The 19,794-nt window shown below is 65.6% G+C and carries 22 protein-coding genes; 16 read left to right on the top strand and 6 right to left on the bottom strand.

All coding sequences use genetic code 11. The features are described 5' to 3' along the window. The first annotated feature begins 25 nt into the window (after positions 1-25). Entirely contained in the window at positions 26-778 is a 753-nt protein-coding gene (locus P9A17_RS14035; RefSeq protein WP_278039244.1) for a 5'-methylthioadenosine/adenosylhomocysteine nucleosidase, read from the top strand. Positions 779-780: 2 nt separating this feature from the next. Here P9A17_RS14035 and P9A17_RS14030 read toward each other — a convergent pair whose 3' ends face one another. After that, positions 781-1,854, bottom strand: a complete 1,074-nt coding sequence (locus tag P9A17_RS14030) for a dihydrodipicolinate reductase (protein ID WP_278039243.1) — start codon at positions 1,852-1,854, stop codon at positions 781-783. Between the two features lie 18 nt (positions 1,855-1,872). After that, entirely contained in the window at positions 1,873-2,661 is a 789-nt protein-coding gene (locus P9A17_RS14025; protein ID WP_278039242.1) for an SDR family oxidoreductase, read from the bottom strand. 86 nt (positions 2,662-2,747) lie between these two features. Here P9A17_RS14025 and P9A17_RS14020 point away from each other — a divergent pair, with 86 nt between their 5' ends. The 15 genes from P9A17_RS14020 (at position 2,748) to P9A17_RS13950 (ending at position 15,281) form a co-directional block, all read left to right on the top strand. Further along, positions 2,748-3,473: a hypothetical protein gene (locus P9A17_RS14020; protein ID WP_278039853.1), complete on the top strand. Its 726-nt coding sequence runs from the start codon at positions 2,748-2,750 to the stop codon at positions 3,471-3,473. Between the two features lie 49 nt (positions 3,474-3,522). Continuing rightward, a complete protein-coding gene (locus P9A17_RS14015; RefSeq protein ID WP_278039852.1) occupies positions 3,523-4,125 on the top strand; it encodes a TetR/AcrR family transcriptional regulator in 603 nt (200 codons plus the stop codon). Between the two features lie 148 nt (positions 4,126-4,273). After that, entirely contained in the window at positions 4,274-5,806 is a 1,533-nt protein-coding gene (locus P9A17_RS14010; RefSeq protein ID WP_278039241.1) for a MorD protein, read from the top strand. Continuing rightward, complete coding sequence (locus P9A17_RS14005; protein ID WP_278039240.1) at positions 5,803-6,603, top strand: CbbQ/NirQ/NorQ/GpvN family protein; 801 nt, start codon at positions 5,803-5,805, stop codon at positions 6,601-6,603. Before P9A17_RS14010 ends, P9A17_RS14005 begins: the two co-directional genes overlap by 4 nt. 14 nt (positions 6,604-6,617) lie before the next feature. Further along, entirely contained in the window at positions 6,618-6,749 is a 132-nt protein-coding gene (locus P9A17_RS14000) for a hypothetical protein (RefSeq protein ID WP_278039239.1), read from the top strand. Beyond that, a complete protein-coding gene (locus P9A17_RS13995) occupies positions 6,746-7,480 on the top strand; it encodes a hypothetical protein (RefSeq protein WP_278039238.1) in 735 nt (244 codons plus the stop codon). Before P9A17_RS14000 ends, P9A17_RS13995 begins: the two co-directional genes overlap by 4 nt. Before the next feature lie 82 nt (positions 7,481-7,562). After that, complete coding sequence (locus tag P9A17_RS13990; RefSeq protein WP_278039851.1) at positions 7,563-7,913, top strand: hypothetical protein; 351 nt, start codon at positions 7,563-7,565, stop codon at positions 7,911-7,913. Next, positions 7,910-9,130 carry a cytochrome P450 gene (locus tag P9A17_RS13985; protein ID WP_278039237.1) on the top strand — a complete coding sequence of 407 codons (1,221 nt, stop codon included), beginning with the start codon at positions 7,910-7,912 and terminating at the stop codon, positions 9,128-9,130. Before P9A17_RS13990 ends, P9A17_RS13985 begins: the two co-directional genes overlap by 4 nt. Then, positions 9,127-10,179, top strand: a complete 1,053-nt coding sequence (locus P9A17_RS13980; RefSeq protein WP_278039236.1) for a dihydrodipicolinate reductase — start codon at positions 9,127-9,129, stop codon at positions 10,177-10,179. The genes P9A17_RS13985 and P9A17_RS13980 overlap by 4 nt, the downstream gene beginning before the upstream one ends. Positions 10,180-10,189: 10 nt before the next feature. Continuing rightward, the gene (locus P9A17_RS13975; RefSeq protein WP_278039235.1) at positions 10,190-11,242 is read left to right on the top strand and encodes a dihydrodipicolinate reductase; all 1,053 of its coding nucleotides are present in this window, start codon (positions 10,190-10,192) and stop codon (positions 11,240-11,242) included. 104 nt (positions 11,243-11,346) lie between these two features. Beyond that, on the top strand, positions 11,347-11,691 hold the full coding sequence (locus P9A17_RS13970; RefSeq protein WP_278039850.1) for a hypothetical protein: 345 nt from the start codon (positions 11,347-11,349) through the stop codon (positions 11,689-11,691). Then, positions 11,688-12,863 (top strand): cytochrome P450, encoded by a 1,176-nt coding sequence (locus P9A17_RS13965; RefSeq protein ID WP_278039234.1) that lies wholly within the window; start codon positions 11,688-11,690, stop codon positions 12,861-12,863. Before P9A17_RS13970 ends, P9A17_RS13965 begins: the two co-directional genes overlap by 4 nt. Further along, the gene (locus P9A17_RS13960) at positions 12,860-14,047 is read left to right on the top strand and encodes a cytochrome P450 (protein WP_278039233.1); all 1,188 of its coding nucleotides are present in this window, start codon (positions 12,860-12,862) and stop codon (positions 14,045-14,047) included. Before P9A17_RS13965 ends, P9A17_RS13960 begins: the two co-directional genes overlap by 4 nt. Then, a complete protein-coding gene (locus P9A17_RS13955) occupies positions 14,047-14,613 on the top strand; it encodes an isomerase (RefSeq protein ID WP_278039232.1) in 567 nt (188 codons plus the stop codon). The genes P9A17_RS13960 and P9A17_RS13955 overlap by 1 nt, the downstream gene beginning before the upstream one ends. Positions 14,614-14,618: 5 nt before the next feature. After that, positions 14,619-15,281, top strand: a complete 663-nt coding sequence (locus tag P9A17_RS13950; protein ID WP_278039231.1) for an NAD(P)H-binding protein — start codon at positions 14,619-14,621, stop codon at positions 15,279-15,281. On the opposite strand, the gene P9A17_RS13945 is transcribed toward P9A17_RS13950, so the two are convergent. The 4 genes from P9A17_RS13945 to P9A17_RS13930 form a co-directional block, all read right to left on the bottom strand. Further along, positions 15,282-16,511 carry a cyclopropane-fatty-acyl-phospholipid synthase family protein gene (locus P9A17_RS13945; protein WP_278039230.1) on the bottom strand — a complete coding sequence of 410 codons (1,230 nt, stop codon included), beginning with the start codon at positions 16,509-16,511 and terminating at the stop codon, positions 15,282-15,284. 73 nt (positions 16,512-16,584) lie between these two features. Next, positions 16,585-17,016: an SRPBCC family protein gene (locus tag P9A17_RS13940; RefSeq protein ID WP_278039229.1), complete on the bottom strand. Its 432-nt coding sequence runs from the start codon at positions 17,014-17,016 to the stop codon at positions 16,585-16,587. Positions 17,017-17,019: 3 nt separating this feature from the next. Further along, positions 17,020-17,331 (bottom strand): antitoxin, encoded by a 312-nt coding sequence (locus P9A17_RS13935; protein WP_278039228.1) that lies wholly within the window; start codon positions 17,329-17,331, stop codon positions 17,020-17,022. Positions 17,332-17,340: 9 nt separating this feature from the next. Beyond that, entirely contained in the window at positions 17,341-19,728 is a 2,388-nt protein-coding gene (locus P9A17_RS13930) for a cation-translocating P-type ATPase (RefSeq protein ID WP_278039227.1), read from the bottom strand. Positions 19,729-19,794: the final 66 nt, after the last annotated feature.

The raw sequence follows: 19,794 nt of genomic DNA, 5'->3' as shown, positions 1-19,794 counted from the left end.
CCTGCGCTGAGGGACCATGGGAGCTATGCCATTGGGTTTGATCTGCGCGATTCCTGAAGAACTCACGCACCTGCAGGCAGAGTTGACGAACCCGCGACCGGTCCGCGTCGCCCATTCGGAATTCGTTACCGGGCAACTGGATAACCACGAGGTGGTGCTGGCGGGCTCAGGAATGGGCAAAGTCAACAGCGCGCTGGTCGCCACGGTGCTGGCGGACCGGTTCTCCTGTTCGGCGATGGTGTTCTCAGGAGTTGCGGGCGGCGTCGACCCCGCTCTGAGGATCGGCGACGTCGTCATCGCCGACCGAGTCCTCCAACACGACGCCGGCCTGATCGAGGACGGCCGGCTACAGCCCTATCAGGCAGGGCACGTGCCGTTCATCAACCCGACCGAGCGGTTCGGCTTCACGGTGCATCAGGATCTCCTGGCGCGGGTCCGGAACCGTCTCGACGCTGTGGCCCTTCCACCGCTGTCCGCGGACGCCGGCGGCGGCGATCGGGCTCCCCGGATCGCCTACGGCACCGTGCTTTCCGGTGATCAGTTCCTGCACTGTGACCAGACGAGGGAGCAGTGGCACCGCGAGTTCGGCGCGCTCGCCGTGGAGATGGAGGGCGGTGCCGTCGCCCAGGTAGCCGAGGCGTTCGACATCCCTTGGTTGGTGATCCGTGCCCTGTCCGATCTAGCCGGGCACGATTCGCGATTCAACTTCCTGGCTTTCGCCGAACAGGTCGCCGCGTCGTCAGCCCTGATCCTTCGGCGGGTACTGCCTGTGCTCTGAGATCACCACATCAGGCCGCGGATCATCTCCACCGGCGGGATGTCCTCGACAGCGATCAGTCCGGCGGGCGCCCGGCAGACCCAATCGATGGCGTTGACCGCACGAGCCGCGGTGGACACACAGCCGGCGTCGGTGACATCGAGAACCGGATGTGACAGATGGGTGGTCATCTCGATGCGGGGCTCACCCTCGACGATCACCATGTGCACGCCATCCTGACCGGATGGTGGGTACTCCCAGTCCGGGGCGGCCGCGGGAGTGAGCCGCGTGGTGTGTTCGACGGTGATGACGGGGACCCCATCACGGACCCCTTCGACAGCGAATCGCACCCCGGCCAGCTGCCCCGGCTCGACAGTCATCATCGTGCATTCGATGCGTTCGGTCGTGTACCACGGCTCGTAACGTTGACGGACCTCGTCGAGCTTGACATCCAGTTGGCTCGCGAGATTGCGCACCAAACCGCCGAACATCGACGTGATGACGCCCGGCTGGAACGCCATCGGCAGGTCGTCCTCGGGTGTGGTACCGAAACCCATGGCAGTACCGGTGTATTCGTAGTCGTCGTAGTTTCCGTAGTCGAAAACCTCCTTGACGCTGACTGATTCGGCGCGAGTCACCAGGCTCAGTGCCGAATGGACCGCGGTGTCACCCGAGTATCCGGGGTCGATCCCGTTGACGTACAGCGAGGAATTGCCTGCGGCGCAGGCCTGTTCCAGCGGTACACGCAACCAGTCGTCGGCCTGGCGCGGCGTCACGAGCCACACCATCGACGTACCGACCACGTTGATGCCGGCGGCCAGCAGCGCGGACATCTGCTCGATCGCTTCGATGGGACGCGTCTCGCCCAGGGCGGTGTAGACCACGCAGTCCGGCCGCAGCGCGATCAGCGCATCGATGTCGTCAGTGGCGATGACACCTGTGAGGTCGCCCAATCCGCACAGTTCGGCCGCGTCGCGCCCGATCTTCTCGGAACTGGCCGCATGGACACCGACGAGCTCGAGGTCGGGCCTGCCGATGATGGCCCGCAACGAATGCTTGCCGACATTGCCCGTCGAGAACTGAACCACTCTGCGCATCGTTGAACCTGTTCCCGCTCAGTAATCCGGAATCGGCAGCGGTGAGTTGTTCGAGTCGATCCCGCCGTCCACGTGGAAGATCGCATTGGTGGCGTAGCAGTCGCGCGTGGACAGATACACGCACAACCTCCCGAGGTCTTCCACATCGCCGAGGCGATGCAGGGGCGTCGCCTCCTTCATCTTGTCCAGGGATCCGGGTAACAAGTCAAGGCTTCCTTGTAAACCTTCCGTCGCGAAAGACCCCAGCGCGATGGCGTTCACCCGGATCTTCGGCGCCAGTTCCTGAGCCATCGCCCTCGTCAGCGCCTCCAAGCCACCCTTGGCCACGCAGTAGGCGGTCAGTGCCCGGATACCGAACCGCGCCGAACCCGAGGAGATGTTGACGATCGACCCGTGGCCGGCCTCGATCATGTGGGGTGCGACGAGTTGGCTCATGATGAACGCCGACGTGACGCACCAGTCGAAGGTGTGCCTGAAGTCTTCGTCGGTGATGTCCAGGAATCTCGCGTAGGTCGAGCCGCCGACGTTGTTGATCAGGATGTCGATGCGGCCGAAACGTTCCATCGCCGTGGCGACCACGCGCTCGCCGTCGGCGCGGCTCATTGCGTCGGCGACAAGGGCGACGCCCTTGCCGCCGGCGTCCTCGATCCCCGCGATCGTCGCGACGATGTCGGATTCCGTTCTGGCCGTGCCGATGACGGTGGCCCCCGCCTCCGCCAGCACCCGCGCGATTCCCTGGCCGACACCCTTGCCCGCGCCGGTCACGATGGCGACCTGCCCGTCGAGACCGAACTGTTCGAGAGCCATGCCGATCCTCCTCGTTGAGGTTCTCGGCTGCTGACAGTAGCCGATTGACTATGTGCGCTCAGTGACTATAGTCAGCCATTGTGAACTTGCCAACGTTCAATCTGAACCGTGGCGGCAGCCGAGGCGCCGCCGCCCCGGCCTCGGCAAGCGGACTGGACGAGCACCTCGAGGCCTCGCGGCGGGCACAGCGCCAGGCAGACAAGTGGCTCATCTCGGGGAGCCTGCTGATCGGCACCGCGGCGCTCGGAATCTTCGGTCTGCCCCTGTTCCTGCGTGGTGTCTGGTTACTCCGCAAAGCACAGCGCGACGGACTTTCGGTACGCCCCATGCTGGTCACGCTCATCGGCTATCTGGTCATCATCGACGCCGCGATCAACACCGTCGGCTGGGCGCTCGATCTCGTCGCCAACCACACCATCCTCGCCCGAATTCTGTTGAACGGCTGGGGTGCAATGTTCGATGCCGGATATTTCTGGCATTACAACGAGCTCTGGCTCGGCGGCGCCGCGGGCCCCGGCGAGAAGGCCATGGAAGTCGGCATGATCCTCACCGTCTTCACCATGCGGATCGCCGCAGCGATCGGCTTCCTCCAGATGAAGCGCTGGGGTCACCAGTGGATGATCATCACCTGCTGGATGGGCATCGTGATCTGGTGCCTCTACGTGTTCAACATGACGATGTACGCCGACGTCCGGTTCGCCGGCGTCGTACTCCCCGTCGTCGGATGGTGGCTCTACGACATCTTCTACATCACGCCGTTCCTGGCGATCCCGTACCTCCACTCCGTCAACCGCGAGATCTTTTCCGACTGACTTGACTCATTGACGAAACTCAGCAACTGGTGAGGAGGTGAAGCAGACCATGACCCCGCAGGTCAAGCAGTCCGCGCGTGAGATGCGACGGCTCCAGACGCGCGAACGCATACTCGGCGCGGCCATCGCCGAGTTCCAGGCCTCCGGCATGTCCGGCGCAGACGTCAACGCCATCGTGTCGGCCGCCGGAGTCGCCCACGGCACCTTCTTCTTCCACTTCCCCAGCAAGGAGCACGTCCTGCTGGAGCTCGAGCGGCGCGAAGAGTCCCGCATGGCAGCAGAATTCGCGCACTATCTCGATGCCGAACACGATCTGGCCGCCGCACTCACCAAAGTCGTCCAACTGGTGTCCGGACTGGAGCAGCGGCTCGGTCCGCTGCTGTTCAAAGAACTCCTTGCACTCCACTTCTCGCCGACCCGGCCGAGTAAGGACGACTGGTCGGACCACCCCGTCATCGTCTCGCTCGTCCGCGAGATCGAACGGGCACGTGGTGACGGCGAAGTCCACCCCGAAGTCGACGCGTTCTACAGCGCAGCGTTCTTCCTGCTCGGTATCTACGGCGTCCTGACCACAGTCGCCGACAGCGAGATGCGTGAGGCCATGCTCGCCAACCTGATCGTCACAGCCCGGAGAGGTTTGGAGGCCCGATGACAACACCGAACGACGAACTGCACGAGGGGAACTGATATGGGCGGCTGGATCTGGGAGATTCTGCGCTACGTGGCCGCCTGGGGCGGCACCGGGCTCATCATCTGGTTCTGGTACTGGATGTTCTCCAACATCGGCACCTTCTGAGCTGATGCACGAACTCTCCGAAGCGCACGCGATGGCGATCGAGCGCAGCTGTTCACTGACCGCGGTCGCGTTGAGCGAGCAGCGGCGTACCGGTGCCCACCTCGTCAGCGGGCAGCACCGGAGCTTCGGCCTGAGTTCGATGCTCGATGTTGTCCATGTTCCCCACCCGGTGACGGCGCGCGACTGGACCCGCAGAACCCTGACATGCGGTATCGCCCTTCAGTGTTCGCCATCCAAGGACAGGGTCACGCACTATCGCCTCAACGAGCTGTCCGCACGTGAGCTGAGCGCGCTCACTCTGGTCGAAGCCGGCGTCGCCCTCGGTTGGATCGCGACGCACTGGCCCGGTCTGCTCTCCGAGATGCGCCGCCTGCTTCCCGATCTCGCCGTGGCCGACGGCGACATAGACGCCACGGAGATGCTCAACCGCGCGGTCGCGTTGGCCCGCACCCGGCAGACGCTGGCTGTCGACCCTCTTCTCGGGCGCCTGCCGCAGGTGTACACGGCACCGCGAAGCATGTCCGACAAGCTGCGCCGTACCCTCGGGCGGCTGCCATGGACGATGAATCAGAAGCGGGTGCCCGCACCGCACTCGGTGCCCGCGGGCGGTGAGGGCGGTATCAAGAACTCCAACCTGCCGCCACCGAGCCGACCGCAGGACAACGATCTCGACATCACCCCCGACCACCGACCCGGCATCCCCTATCCGGAATGGAATGCGTGGAGCAAGCGCTTCATGCCGGATCACGTTGCGGTCCTGGAGAAATCGCACCACGGCAACGCGGGTCAGCCCGGCGCCATCGCCGTCGACGTCCGCAAGTGGTTCGAGAAGAACACTCATCGTGCGATGAAGAACCGGCTGGAGGACGGCTCCGACATCGACGTCGACCAGTACGTGGGCCACTACATCGACGTGACCACCGGAGAGGCCGTCGAGCCCCGGATCTTCCGCGAGCTGCTGCCGTCCAATCGCGACGTCACCACCGCGTTGCTGCTCGACGGCAGCTCGTCGCTCGGCGTGCACGGTGGTTCGATCTTCAAGCTCGAACTCGCCTGCGCCGACGCGCTGTCGCGGGCGATGACGACAGCCCACGAGCGCCACGGCATCTTCGTGTTCACCGGAAACACCCGCCATCGCGTCGAAGTCAACTGTCTCAAAGACTTTCCCGACCGCCGCTTCGTCCCACCCGGCAGCCTCGGCCTGTCGACCGGCGGGTACACCCGCCTCGGGGCGCCGCTACGCCATCTGACGAGCAGACTGCTCGCCCAGCCCTCTGAACGGCGCCTGCTGATCGTCATCGGCGACGGCCTGATCTCCGACGAAGGGTACGAGGGACGCTACGCCTGGGCCGACGCCGCGCACGCCGTCGAGGAGGCCAACGAGGCCGGGGTGTCGATGTACTACGTCGGCATCGGGCCCGTACGCGTCGACCCGCTGCCGGAAGTGTTCGGAGCCAAGCGCTCTCAGCGGATCCGGCGCGTCGAAGATCTTCCCCGAGTCCTCGCCCACGTCCACAGGGAGCTGGTCGCCGCATGAGTACCTCTGACATTTACCTCGCTAACGGCAGTGAGGTGCAGCTGTTCGAGCGGGCGTTCCGGCAGCGCCTGCCGGTGATGCTCACCGGGCCGACGGGCTGCGGCAAGACCCGCCTGGTCGAGCACATGGGGCTGCTGCTCAGCCGTCCCGTCGTCACCATCAGCTGCCACGACGATCTCACCAGTTCCGACCTCGTCGGGCGGTTCATGGTGACCGGCGGCGACGTGACCTGGACCGATGGTCCTCTCACCCGGGCGGTCAAAACGGGCGCGATCTGCTATCTCGACGAGGTCGTGGAGGCACGACACGACTCGCTGGCCGTCCTGCACTCGCTGACCGACCACCGGCGCACCCTGTATCTCGACCGTGCGGGCGAAGTAGTCCAGGCCCCAGAAGAATTCATGCTCGTCTGCTCCTACAACCCGGCCTACCGCAGTTCGCTCAAAGAGCTCAAGCCCTCGTTCCGGCAGCGGTTCGTCACCCTGCCCATGCAGTACCTTCCGCCCGACCGCGAGGCCGAGGTGATCGTCGCCGAGGCGGGCATCGGGCTCGGCACGGCCCAGCGATTGGTCCAGTGCGCCAACGCGATCCGCACCGCCGACCAGGCGTTCCACTTCGAGCCGCCGTCCACGCGGGTGCTCGTCACGGCGGCACAGCTGATCGCCGCGGGCGCCACCGAACTCGAAGCCGCCGAAGCGTGCGTGTTGGCACCGCTGTCCAGCGACGGCGCGATCTCCGAAGGCCTACGCGAGGTGGCTGCCGCCAGCCTCGCAGACGCCGACACCCCGAATCGTTAGGAAGGAACGCAGACATGGTTGATCAAAAAGAAAAAAACCGCAAGAAGGCGCTCATCATCTTGCAGATCGTCATCTACGGCTATCTGGCCACGATGTTCGGCATCCAGCTCTACATGTCGTTTGCGCGGGGTTGGTGGGAGTTGTGAATCTGCCCATGCTCAACCGGAAAACGGGCGCAAAGGTCACCGCGTCGGTACCGCTCGAAGGGTCGCTGACCCTCGAGGAGCACCACGAAGAGTCCCGCGCGGCGCAGCGACGGGCCGATAAGTGGATGATCGTCGGCGCCGGGCTGATGGGCATGTGGGCGCCCGGCATCATTGGTTTGCCGATCTTCCTGCGCGGGGTGTTCCTTCAGCGCCAGGCATTGCGCGCGGGATACTCCGTGCGCCCGATGATCGTCACGCTGATCGGCTACCTCACGCTGATCGACGGCATGCTCAACAGCCTGGGCTGGGCGCTGGACCTGGTTGCCAACCACACGCTGATCAACCGGGTGCTGATGGTCGGCTGGGGCGCCATGTTCGACGCCGGCTATTTCTGGCACTACAACGAAGCGTGGATCGGCGGCGCCGCAGGCCCGGGCGAGAAGTCGATGGTGTTCGGCATGATCCTGACCGTCTTCGCGATGCGATGCGCGGCGGCCATCGGATTTCTCCAGATGAAACGCTGGGGCCACCAATGGATGATCATCACCTGCTGGATGGGCGTGCTCATCTGGTGCCTGTACGTGTTCAACATGACGATGTACGCCGATGTGCGCTACGCGGGTGTCGTCTTCCCCGTCATCGGCTGGTGGCTCTACGACATCTTCTACATCACGCCGTTCCTCGCCATCCCCTACCTGCACACCGTCAACCGCGAAATCTTCACGGACTGAAGGAGCTACTGTGACTGCCCCAGAGAAGACAGAGGAAACCGCCGAGGATCTGCCTCCAGGTACTACGCCCTACTACGCGCGCATGCACAAATGGATCAAACGAGCCGTGCTCGTCTGCCTTGTCGCGCTCGTCATCGAAGGTGCGTTCACCCTGCCGTTCATGGCGGTCTACTACGGCTACCCGACACTGAGCCTGACCGAGATCTGCAGCGAACTGCTCAAGGTCCGCTACTCCGACGACACGCTCGAATGTCAGGTTCCCTACCCGGCCCTCGGGCCGCCGGAGGGAGCCGAGGGCAAGGACACCGCCCAGGACGAATGGGGAATCCAGCCCGTTCCCCAGTACAACCGGATCGGCTGGCGCGAACTGGTGAAGATTCATCAAGAAAGGGAGGCGCGCGAATCCGCTCAACAGCAGGGGAATTCACCGTGACGCAGACACCCGAACGGCACGCCGAGAACTGGGATCTGCGGCACGCAGACTTCAACGACAATGACTTCCTCTACGACGTGTACTCGGTGATGCGCGACAAGTCACCGTTCGCCCGCACCGACAACCCGTTTCTCAGCGCGACGCCAAGCGGTGCATGGGTCGCGGTGCGCTACGCCGAGTGCGTCAAGATCCTTCAGGACTGGGAGCACTTCTCCAGCAATCCGACCCCCGAAGGGGCCGAGCAGCTGGCGGGTGACCTCGTCATCACCCTCGACCCGCCGAGGCAGCAGAAGTTCCGCAAAGTTCTCAACCCGTACTTCTCCCCGGCCCGGATGAAGGCACTGCGGCCCGAGATCGGTGCCGAAACCGACCGTCTCATCGATGATTTCATCGAGAGCGGAGCCGGCGACCTCGCCCAGGTGGCGTGGCGCCAGCCCGGCATCGTGTTCTTCTCCTACCTGCTCGGCATGCCAGTCGAGGATGTACCGCTCTGCGTGGAGTTGACCGACACCGCGCTCAACGGCGTCACCGAACAGGACCGGATGGCTGCCTGGGGCGGGCTGTACCAGCACTTGCACGACGCGGTGACGGAGCGCCTCGAGCAACCACCGCGCGACGACATGATCGATGTGCTGTTGTCGGCGGAGATCGACGGGGAGAAGCTGTCCTTCGGCGATGTCGTCTCCAACGCCATGCTGCTGGTGCAGGCCGGGCTTGAAACGACGGCGAGTGCAATGTCTTTCGCCTACCATTACCTCGCCACCAATCCGGGCGAACGGGACCGGCTGATCGACGACCCCGACCTCCTGGCCCGCGCGGTGGAGGAGTTCATCCGCTTCGCAGGGTCCATCCACGGTATCCCGCGCACCGTCGCCAAGGAGGTCGAGCTGAGCGGCTGCACCTTCTCACCCGGCGAATCGGTGATCGTCAACTACGCCGCGGCCAACCGCGACGAACAGGAGTTCCCCGACGCCGACCGCTGCATCCTCGACCGCCGGGAGAACCGGCATCTGGGCTTCGGCGCCGGTGTGCACCGATGCCTGGGATCCAACCTCGCGCGACTGGAATTCCAGGTCGGCCTTGAGCGAGTCCTGACCCGTATGCCGGACTTCACGCTGGCCCCAAACGAAGTGGCGAAGTTTCACGGGAACTCTGTCACACGCGGGTTCCGCTCGGTACCGGTGATCTTCACACCCGGTACGCGGACCGGCGGATGACGTACCGGGTGGTGCAGTGGACGACGGGCAACGTCGGCCGTAAGTCCGTGCACGCCATCACCGCCCATGCCGACCTCGAGCTGGTCGGTTGTTACGCGTGGGCGCCCGACAAGGTGGGCACCGACGTCGGGAAGCTGTGCGGCATCGAGGCGCTCGGCGTCGCCGCCACCGACGACGTCGACGCCCTCCTGGCGCTCGCACCGGATTGCGTCGTCTACAACCCGATGTTCGCCGATGTCGACCACCTCGTGCACATCCTCGAAGCCGGCGTCAACGTCGTCACGACGTCGGAGTTCATCACCGGCCACAACCTCGGCGAGGACCGGCACCGTATCGCCGACGCCTGCGACCGCGGTGGCGCGACCATCTTCGGCAGCGGCATCAACCCGGGCTTCATCCAGCTCTTCGCCGTCGTCACCGCCGGCCTGTCCGACCGCGTCGACAAGATCTCCATCGTCGAGTCCTTCGACACCACCATCTACAACTCGCCGGAGACCGAGATCCCCATGGGCTTCGGCTATCCCATCGACCACCCCCACCTGCAGGAGGTCACCGAGAAGGGGTCGGGAATCTTCCGCGAGGCGGTGCAACTGGTCGCCGAGGCCCTCGGCACCGAGCTCGACGTGATCCGCTGCGCAGCCGATTATGCGCAGACCACCCAGGATCTCGAGCTACCGGGCGGCTGGACCATCGCGGCGGGTTGCGTGGCCGGGATCGACGTGCGGTGGACGGGTTCGGTCGACGGGCGTGAGGTCATCGAGATCCGCGGCGTGTGGACGAAGGGACAAGCGCTGCAACCGACGTGGTCGACCGCGTTCGGCTACACCGTCACCGTCGAAGGCAGGCCGACGATCACGAGCACACTGCGTTTCGAGCCTCCCCCGGACTTCGTCGCCGAAACCCTGGACGACTTCGTCATGCTCGGGCTTACCATCACCGCGATGCCGGCGATCACGGCCATCCCCGCGGTCGTCGCCGCACCCCCGGGCATCGCCACGTACAACGATCTACCGCTCCTGCAGCCCCGCGGAGTGCTTTCCCACACCTGAAAGGTGGACCATGAAGTCCTACCGTGTGATCCAGTGGATGACGGGCGACGTCGGACAGGTTGGGGTGCGGCATTTCGCCGACAACCCGATCTACGACCTCGTCGGGGTTCTGGTGCACAGCAAGGACAAAGTCGGCAGAGACGCCGGTGAGATCGCCGGCATCAAACCGGTCGGCATCACCGCCACCGACGACGTCGACGCGATCGTCGCGCTGGACGCCGACTGCGTGTTCTACACACCGATCATCATGGACGTCGACACCGTGTGCCGGCTGCTGCGCTCCGGTAAGAACGTCGTGACCACCGCAGGGTTCTTTCATCCGTCGCCGGACTTCCGCGACCCCGCCGAGCAGATCCGTGCCGCCTGCGCCGACGGCGGCACCTCGTTCCACGGCGGCGGCATCCACCCCGGGTACGCCGGCGACATCCTGCCGCTCACCCTGGCGCGTGTGATGAGCCGAGTGGACACGATCCACGTGTACGAGGTCGTCGACGTCATCAAGGATGCGCCGCTGGACCACATCGACTGGATGGGTTTCGGTAAGGACAAAGATAAATTCCTCACCGAGCCAACGATTCTCGGACTCGGTCAACCGTTCTTCGCACAATCGATGCACATGATCGCCGACGGACTCGGTGTCACCATCGACGAAGTCACCGCAGCAGAGGTCGGTGTCGCGACCGCCGTCGAGGACATCCCGCATGACGAGGGTGTCATCGCCAAGGGCACCGTCGCCGCGCAGCGGCACGAGTGGACCGCCTGGGTCGACGGCAAACCCCTCATCGTCTTTCACGCCGTCTACCTCACCACCGGCCCCGACAAGCTCGATCCGCCGTGGGACTGGGGTGAGACGCGGTACGAGATCGTCATCGAAGGCGACCCGCCGACCGAGCTGGTCCTCAAGGGCGGCCGCAAGGCCGACGGTACCGTCACCCACCCGGGGTACGACTGGACAGCGATGGGTGCGATCAACGCGATACCCGATGTCTGCGACGCTCCACCCGGTTGGCTCAACCACCTCGATCTCGGGTTGATCCGCCCCCGAGGTCTGGTGCGGCCGTGAACATTGAAACGAGGGTGAACACTGAAGCGAGGGTGACCGCGGCCCCGAACCTGCACCACGTGGTCTTCGCCGTCGCAGCGGAGCGTGCGGCCACCGTGACGCAGATGTTCGCCGATCTCGGGTTCTCCTTCAACGCAGGCGAACTCACCGACCTCGGTGTCCGTGTGCAGCTGGACTGGGACCGCGGCGTCGAGTTGATCTCCCCCATTCCCGGGTCGACGGCCTCGGTGGCGGCGTCGGTCAACGAATTTCTGGACGCCCACGGTGACGGCATCTACACGGTGGTCCTGCAGGTCCCCGAAGTCGCCGCAGCCGAACAGGTGGCGCAGCGCTACGGTTCGGCCGTCCGATTCCGGCAGGGGTTCTCCGGCGACGGTTCCTACCTCGACGAGATCGACCTGTCCGTCCTCGGACTCCCGCTGACGTTCCTGGCCACCAACATCTCATGACCGGCGTGATGAACGGCTTGCCACACGTCCTCTACGGCGACCTGCCCATGGCGTCAGACCGGGGCCTGGGCTGGGCCGCGCTGCGCGACCTCGGGCCGGTGCTCTACGGCGACGGCTGGTTTTACCTGACGCGCCGCGACGATGTCCTTGCCGCGCTTCGCAATCCGCAGGTGTTCTCGTCGCAGATCGCCTACGACGACATGATCAGCCCGGTCCCCCTGGTGCCGCTTGGGTTCGACCCGCCGGACCACACCCGGTACCGGCACATCCTGCACCCGTTCTTCAGCCCGCAGACGTTGGGCGGGCTGCTCCCATCGTTGCAGGCACAGGCCATCGACATCGTCGAGACGATCGCCACGCAGAGCCACTGCGAAGTGATGGCTGAACTGGCCACGCCCTATCCGTCGCAGGTGTTCCTGACGTTGTTCGGACTCCCGTTGGACGACAAGGAGCGGTTGATCGCGTGGAAGGACGCCATCATCGCGTTCAGCCTGACGACCGATCCGTCGAGTGTCGACCTCACCCCCGCGATCGAGCTGTACACCTATCTCACCGAAGCCGTTGCCCAGCAACGCGACAACCCTCGCGACGGCATTCTTTCGGCTCTGCTGCACGGTGAAGACCCGCTCACCGACAACGAGGCCGTCGGGCTGTCGCTGGTGTTCGTGCTCGCCGGGCTGGATACGGTCACGTCCACCATCGGCGCCACGCTGCTGGAATTGGCCCGCCGCCCGGAGTTGCGCGCGTCCCTCATCGACAATCCTGACGGTGTGGCGTGTTTCGTCGAGGAGATGATCCGGCTCGAACCGGCGGCACCGATCGTCGGCCGCGTCACCACCCGGCCTGTGACCGTCGCAGGCGTCGAACTGCCCGCGGGGGCAGAAGTCCGGCTCTGCCTCGGCGCGATCAACCGGGACGACACCGACGAGCACTCGGTCAACGACATCGTGTTGGACGGAAAGCTGCACAAGCACTGGGGTTTCGGCGGTGGACCACACCGCTGCCTCGGATCTCACCTCGCCCGGATGGAGCTCAAGCTCGTCGTCGCCGAATGGCTGGCCCGCATACCCGATTTCACGCTCGCACCCGGGTACGTCCCCGAGATCACCTGGCCGTCGGCGACATGCACACTGCCGACGCTGCCGCTGATTCTCGGAGCGACGGCGTTATGAGCGTGACCCTCGACTACGGGCTCACCGACACCCCGCAGCAGATCTACCCGCAGTTCCGGGCGGCCCAGAAGATCGCCCCTGTGGCGCTCGGCCCGATCGGCCCCGAGGTGCTCTCCTACGAGATGGCCCGCACCGTGCTGCGCGATCCGCGGTTCGTGATCCCTCCGGGCATCCATCTGTCCGCGCACGGCATCACCTCAGGGCCGTTGTGGGACAGGGTGACCCGAAGCATCCTGAACATGGAGGGCGACGAACACCGGAGGCTGCGCAGCCTGGTGTCGCGGGCCTTCACACCGCGCGCGACGGCGCGCATGCAGGACGCGATCCACAGCGTCATGAACGAGCTGGTCGACGCTGTCCAGGACAGGGGGCACTGCGAGTTCGTCGCCGACATCGCCCGCCCGTACCCGATCCCGATCATCTGCGCGCTTCTCGGAGCGCCCCGCGAGGACTGGCAGCAGTTCTCGCGGTGGGCAGAAGACATCTTCAAGATCGTCAGCTTCGACTGCAACCTCGTCGAGGAGGAGCCGGTCGTGCTGAAAGCGTGGGGTGAGTTCGACGACTACATCGACGGGATGGTTGCCGACCGCCGGCGCCACCTCACCGACGATCTGCTGTCCGATCTGATCCGGATCGAGGACGGCGGCGACCGGTTGAACGCTGCCGAACTGCGCATGCTGGCGTTCTCGATCCTCGTCGCGGGAACAGACACCACCCGCAGCCAGCTCGCCGCGTCGATGCAGGTGCTGTGCGAGCATCCCGAGCAGTGGAAGCTGCTCCGCGAGCGCCCCGAGCTGGCGATGCGCACCGTCGAGGAGACGATGCGGCACTCGCCGTCGATGTGCAGCACCGTGCGCAGCGCGGCGGCCGACGTCGAGATCGGGGAACACCATTTCTCCGCAGGCACATTCATCCTCGTCAACACCTACGCCGCCAACCGGGACCCCGCGGTGTACGACGACCCGACCCGTTTCGACATCACCCGCGACGAGCCACCCCCGATCCTGACCTTCGGCGGCGGCGTGCACTATTGCCTCGGCGCCCACCTTGCCCGGCTCGAGCTTGCCGAAGCCCTGACGATCTTGGCGCGACGGCTCCCGAACCCGCGCACCGCGGGCGCGGTGCCGTGGAAACCGCTACTGGGTCTCAGCGGCCCGACGAGCCTGCCCCTGGAGTTCGACTGATGAAGTACAAGATCGATCCTGACGTGCTGCACGGTGTGGCCGAGCAAGTGGTCGGCCTGCCGCTGGAGAACGGCGAGCTGATCACCCGCACGGTCGAGCTGCTCGCGGCCGAGTACCCCGACTTGGTCGACGATGCTCCGGGGCGCTGGGTCGGCAGCAAGGCCGGCGGCGTCCTCGGCAAGGTCCGGTTTCTGTACTTCACCCCGCGCGAGTACCTCGTGATCTTCGGATCCCCCACGGGCACACAGGGTTTCTCCGGTAGATACAAGCACGTCGACATCCACAAGTTCCTGCTGGCCGGACAGATCGACTCCTACGACCTGGAATCCGACGACACCACGGCGCTGCCGGCGCTGCTGCCCGGCGAGCGCACCTGCCTGGAGCGGGGCCACGCCCGCGGGCTGACCATCCACCCGGGCTCGTGGCACCTCGAATACGGACGCGGTGCGGTCGCCACCACGCTTCCGTTTGCAATGGTGGATACATTGTTCGTGTCGCTCGAGTTCGAATCGGTGCGCCGCTCGACAGTGGAGTTCGCGAAGCTGGTGCGGCGCCGAAGAAAGTAGGCCGCATGCGGGTCGTCATCGCCGGAGGACACGGCAAGATCGCGTTGATCACCGAACGGCTGCTGTCGGCCCGAGGCGACTCGGTCGCCGGGTTCATCCGCAACCCTGACCATGCCGACGAACTGCGCGTGGCAGGCGCCGAGCCGATTGTGGTCGATCTGGAGAACACCACCAACGGTGTGGTGTCCACACACCTGCGGGGCGCAGACGCGGTGATCTTCGCCGCGGGGGCGGGACCGGGCAGCGGCGCGGCCCGCAAGGAGACCGTAGACCGCGACGCAGCGATCCTGCTCGCCGACGCGGCAGAGGCCGCGGGTGTCGAGCGGTACGTGATGATCTCGGCGATGGGCGCCGACGCCGACCTCCCCGTCGAACCCGACGAGGACGTCTTCACCACCTACTTGCGCGCCAAAGGTGCCGCCGACGATGTGATCCGTTCGCGCGCAGCGCTTCTCGCAACCATCGTGCGTCCGGGGCAGCTCACCGACGACGACGCCACCGGGCAGGTGACGATCGCCGAGCACACCGGCCGCGGCGCCATCCCCCGCGCAGACGTCGCCGCCGTGCTGGTCGCGGTGCTGGATGCACCGCAGACCGCGGGCACGACGTTCGACGTCATCTCCGGAGACACCGAGATCGACGCCGCCCTGGCGTCTTTCGTCCTGTAGTTACTCCGTGGTCGGGCGGCACGCCAGGATCTGGTCCACACCCATGCGGCCTTCCTCGAAGGCGAGCCCGCCGCCGACGAGGTAGAGCCGCCAGACCCGCGCGGTCTCTTCGCCGAGCAGCGCGACGAACTCGCCGTAGCGGTCCTCGAACGTGTCGATCCACCGGTCGACGGTGCTCACGTAATGCTCGCGCATCGCCTGCACGTCGCGGATCTCGAACCCGGTGTCCTGAAGGAACCGCAGCGTCTGCCACAGCGGGCGCATGTGCATGTCCGGGGCGATGTAGGACTCGATGAACGCACCGCCGCCCGGTGCGGCGTCGGCCCTCCTCGACATCTGCTGCAGGAGAAGCGAACCGCCGGGTTTCAGCGCGTCGAACATGATGGCGGTGTACAGACCGTAGTTGCCCTCGCCGACGTGTTCGCCCATCTCGATCGAGCTGACGGCGTCGAACTCCCCCTCCTCCGGAAGCTCCCGGTAATCCTGCAGACGCACCTCGATGCGATCCGAAAGACCCTGCTGCGCAACGCGTTCGGTGATGAACTCGCGTTGCTGCGCCGACAGCGTGATACCTGTCGCGTGCACGCCGTACTCGCGGGCCGCGTGCAGGATCATCGAACCCCAGCCGCAGCCGACGTCGAGAAGGCGTTGCCCCGGCTGAAGTTTCAGTTTGCGACAGACCAGATCGAGCTTCGCGGTTTGCGCGTCATGGAGCGCCTGGTCCGGATGCTCGAAGTACGCCGACGAGTAGGCCATGTGCTCGTCGAGCAGCAGCTCGTAAAACTCGTTGGACAGATCGTAGTGGTGCGCGATGGCGTCGCGGTCGCGGCGACGGGTGTGCAACCGGCCCGACAGCCGCGCCTCCGAAGCGGGAGGCTTCGGCGGCGGGCCGATCACTCCCAGCCGCGCGGCCACGACTACAGCAGAAAGCTTGTCGCGCAACGACAATGACGGGGCGACCGAGTGGTCACGGGCCACCTTCCACGCGCGCCGGAACCCGTCGGCGAGGTCACCGTCGACATCGAGATCGCCCGTCACATAGGCCCGCGCCAGCCCCATCTCCCCCGGCGACCACATCAGTCGGCGCAGTGCACGCCTCGACCGGATGACAAGCACGGGCCCGTCGGCCGGGCCCGCCTCCGAACCGTCCCACGCCCGGATCCGCACCGGCAGCTCGATCCCGACGAGATCGCGGACCGCCGCGGCAAGCCGACCGGCGACAGTGCTCACGAGTTCCTCCGGCGAGCAGACACAAAGTCACACGATTCGGGGCCGAAACAGGTGAGTTTGCGTCTGCTCGCGGTCAAGAAAAGACCGCCTTGAAGCGGTTCAGCGACTCCTGGATGTCGCCCTTCAGCGCGGAGGCCACGACGATCCCGATCGGGCCGAACAGCGCCGGGCCGCCGAGGTGGACGTCGAAGGTGACGGTTGAACCGTCTCCCGACGGCTTGATCTTGCCCATCATCTTGACCTTGACGCCGCCCTTGCCGTCACCGTTGAGCGTCAGAGACTCCGGCGGCCGGTAGTGCACGACAGTCCAGTGCATCCGAACCATCATGCCTTTGACCTCGACGATCGAGTCGACTTCGGTGCCCTTGGCGATGACGTCGGGCAGCGTCGAACGCCACACGCGGTGAATGGACAGCCATTCCTTGAACCGGGACAGGTCCGACGCGGCATCCCACGCCTTCTCGGGCGGGAGCGGAACGTCGACCGAGACGGAAAGCTTCGCCATGCCCTACGAGGTCGGGGGCGCAGTCGGCGGTGCCTGCGGCGGCGGAGGTGGCGGCGGCGTCGCGGGAGGCGGAGGTGTCGTCGGAGGCGGCGAGGCCGGCGGAACCTGGCCCGACTGCTGGTCCGGTGACACCTGCGGGCCCTGATTCCTCTGGTCCGCGACGGCCTTCTTCGCCGCTTCCTGCACCTTGTCCACGGTCGAGGCGTACTTGCCCTGCGTCTTCTTGTCGACGAGGTCACCCGCCTTATTGATCACGGTGTCGACCTTGTCGGCGTTCTTGGAGAGTAGATCTTTGGCCTTGTCCAGAAATCCCATGACCTCAAACTACCCTTCGCGGGAGCGCCACAATCTGCGCTGTTCGCCCAGCACACGGCCCTGCACCCACCAGATCACCTCGATAGCGACGGCCCCGGCAAGCCCGATTCCCAGCGCCGCCGTCGTCGTCGCGGCATTCGACGGGTCCAGGATGAACAACTCGCGCGCCACCGGGATGCTGAAGATGACGACGTAAGCCAAGCCTGAGACCGCGACCAGCGCCACGCGCCACCACTCGTAGGGACGGGCCACGACGGCCAGCACCCACACCGCGGCCACCAGCAGCGTAATCAGCGCCGCGGTCGACGCCTGCGTCTGCTCGGTCTCGGTGGCTGCGCGGCCCTGGTAGGCCACCAGGTAGGAGGTGAACGTCGCGACGCCGACGACGAGACCGGACGGGAGCGCCGACGTCATCACCCGGCGCACGAACCCGGGATGGGCGCGTTCGTTGTTCGGAGCCAGCGACAGCACGAACGCCGGGATCCCGATCGTGAACCAGGCCGCGATCGTGACGTGGATGGGCTGGAACGGGAAGAGCAGTGGGTCGGTGCCGAAGATCTTCGCCGACAACCCCGCCAGCCCGACGAGGACAGCAAGCAGCACCGAGTAGACGGTCTTGGTGAGGAACAGATTCGAGACGCGCTCGATGTTGCCGATGACCCGGCGGCCCTCACCCACGACATAGGGCAGAGTGGCGAACTTGTTGTCCAGCAACACGATCTGCGCGACCGCGCGGGACGCGGAGCTTCCGGAACCCATCGCGACCCCGATGTCAGCGTCCTTGAGCGCGAGGACGTCGTTGACGCCGTCCCCGGTCATCGCGACGGTATGTCCGCGGGACTGCAACGCGTGCACCATCGCCCGCTTCTGGTCCGGCCGGACCCGGCCGAACGTCGTGTACTCCTCGAGCGTGTCGGCGAGTTCATCAGGCCGGTCGGGCAACCTGCGGGCGTCCATCGTCTCACCCTCGAGGCCGAGCGAACCCGCCACCGCCCCGACCGACACCGCGTTGTCGCCGGAGATGACCTTGATCGAGACCTTCTGCGAGGCAAAGTAATCCAAGGTGTCCCGGGCATCAGGGCGGACCCGCTGTTCGAGCACCACCAGAGCGGCCGGGTGCACGGTTCCCGGTGCGTTGGCGTCGTCGACGGAGCAGTCACACGAACCGAGCAGCAGCACCCGCAAACCCTGGGCACCGATCTGCTCCGCCTCCTCGGCGACCGGCGAGGCCGGGTCCAGCAGCACGTCCGGAGCGCCGATCAGCCAGTTTCCGTGCTCCCCATAGGACGTGCCACTCCATTTGGTGGCCGACTTGAACGGCGCGCTGGCCGTTGCGGTCCATCCCGGCGGCATCTTGTAGGCCTCGGCGATCGCCGCCATGCTGGCGTTGGGTCGAGCGTCGTCGGCGGCGAGTTGCGCCAGCACATCCGCAACCCCTGCCGCGTCCAGATTCTTGAGGTCGCTGACCCTCATGCCGTTCTCGGTCAGCGTTCCGGTCTTGTCGGCGCAGACCACGTCGACGCGGGCCAGCCCTTCGATGGCCGGCAGTTCGTTGACCAGACACTGCCTGCGGCCCAACCGGATGACCCCAACCGCGAAGGCGATCGACGTCATCAGCACCAGACCTTCGGGCACCATCGGCACGAGCGCCCCGACCATGCGCAGCACCGATTCGCGCCATCCCGCGTCGGTGGTGAACAGCTGCGTGTAGATGATCAGGGCGCCTGCGGGTACCAGCAGGTAGGTGATGAACTGCAGAATCTTGTTGATGCCGCTGCGCAGTTCGGATTTGACCAGCGTGAACTTGCTGGCCTCCTCGGCAAGCTTGGCCGCATACGCTTCGCGACCGACCTTGGTAGCACGGTAAGCACCGCTGCCGGCGACGACGAAGCTGCCCGACATCACCTGATCGCCGGCATCTTTCGCGATCGGGTCGGCTTCACCGGTCAGCAGTGATTCGTCGACTTCGAGGTTGGCCTCCTCGAGGATTTCGCCGTCGACGACGATCTGGTCGCCGGGCCCGAGCTCGATGACGTCGTCGAGGACGACCTCGTTAGGGCTCAGCGGAACTGTTCCGGACTGCCTGCGCACCAAGGGTTTCGCTTGCCCGACGATGGCCAGCTTGTCCAGCGTCTGCTTGGCTCGCAGTTCCTGAATGATGCCGATCGCGCTGTTGGCGATGATCAGGAGACCGAAAGCACCGTTGATCACCGAGCCGGTCGACAGCACGATGACGAACAGCACACCGAGGATGGCGTTGATGCGGGTGAAGACGTTGCCGCGGATGATCTCCGAGACACTGCGGGCCGCGCGGGTGGGGACGTCGTTGGTCTTACCGTCGGCGACACGCTGGGCGACCTCGGCATCGGAGAGTCCGGTGATCACTGGGGCGCTCATCGGCACGCACCGCCGGTCACGAGATCCGAGTTTTGCCGATAGCTACTCGCACTTTGTCTGCAAAAG

The organism is Mycobacterium sp. 236(2023), from assembly GCF_029623955.1.
In the GTDB taxonomy this organism is placed as follows: Bacteria; Actinomycetota; Actinomycetes; order Mycobacteriales; family Mycobacteriaceae; genus Mycobacterium.
This window is presented reverse-complemented; position numbering and strand designations above follow the sequence as displayed.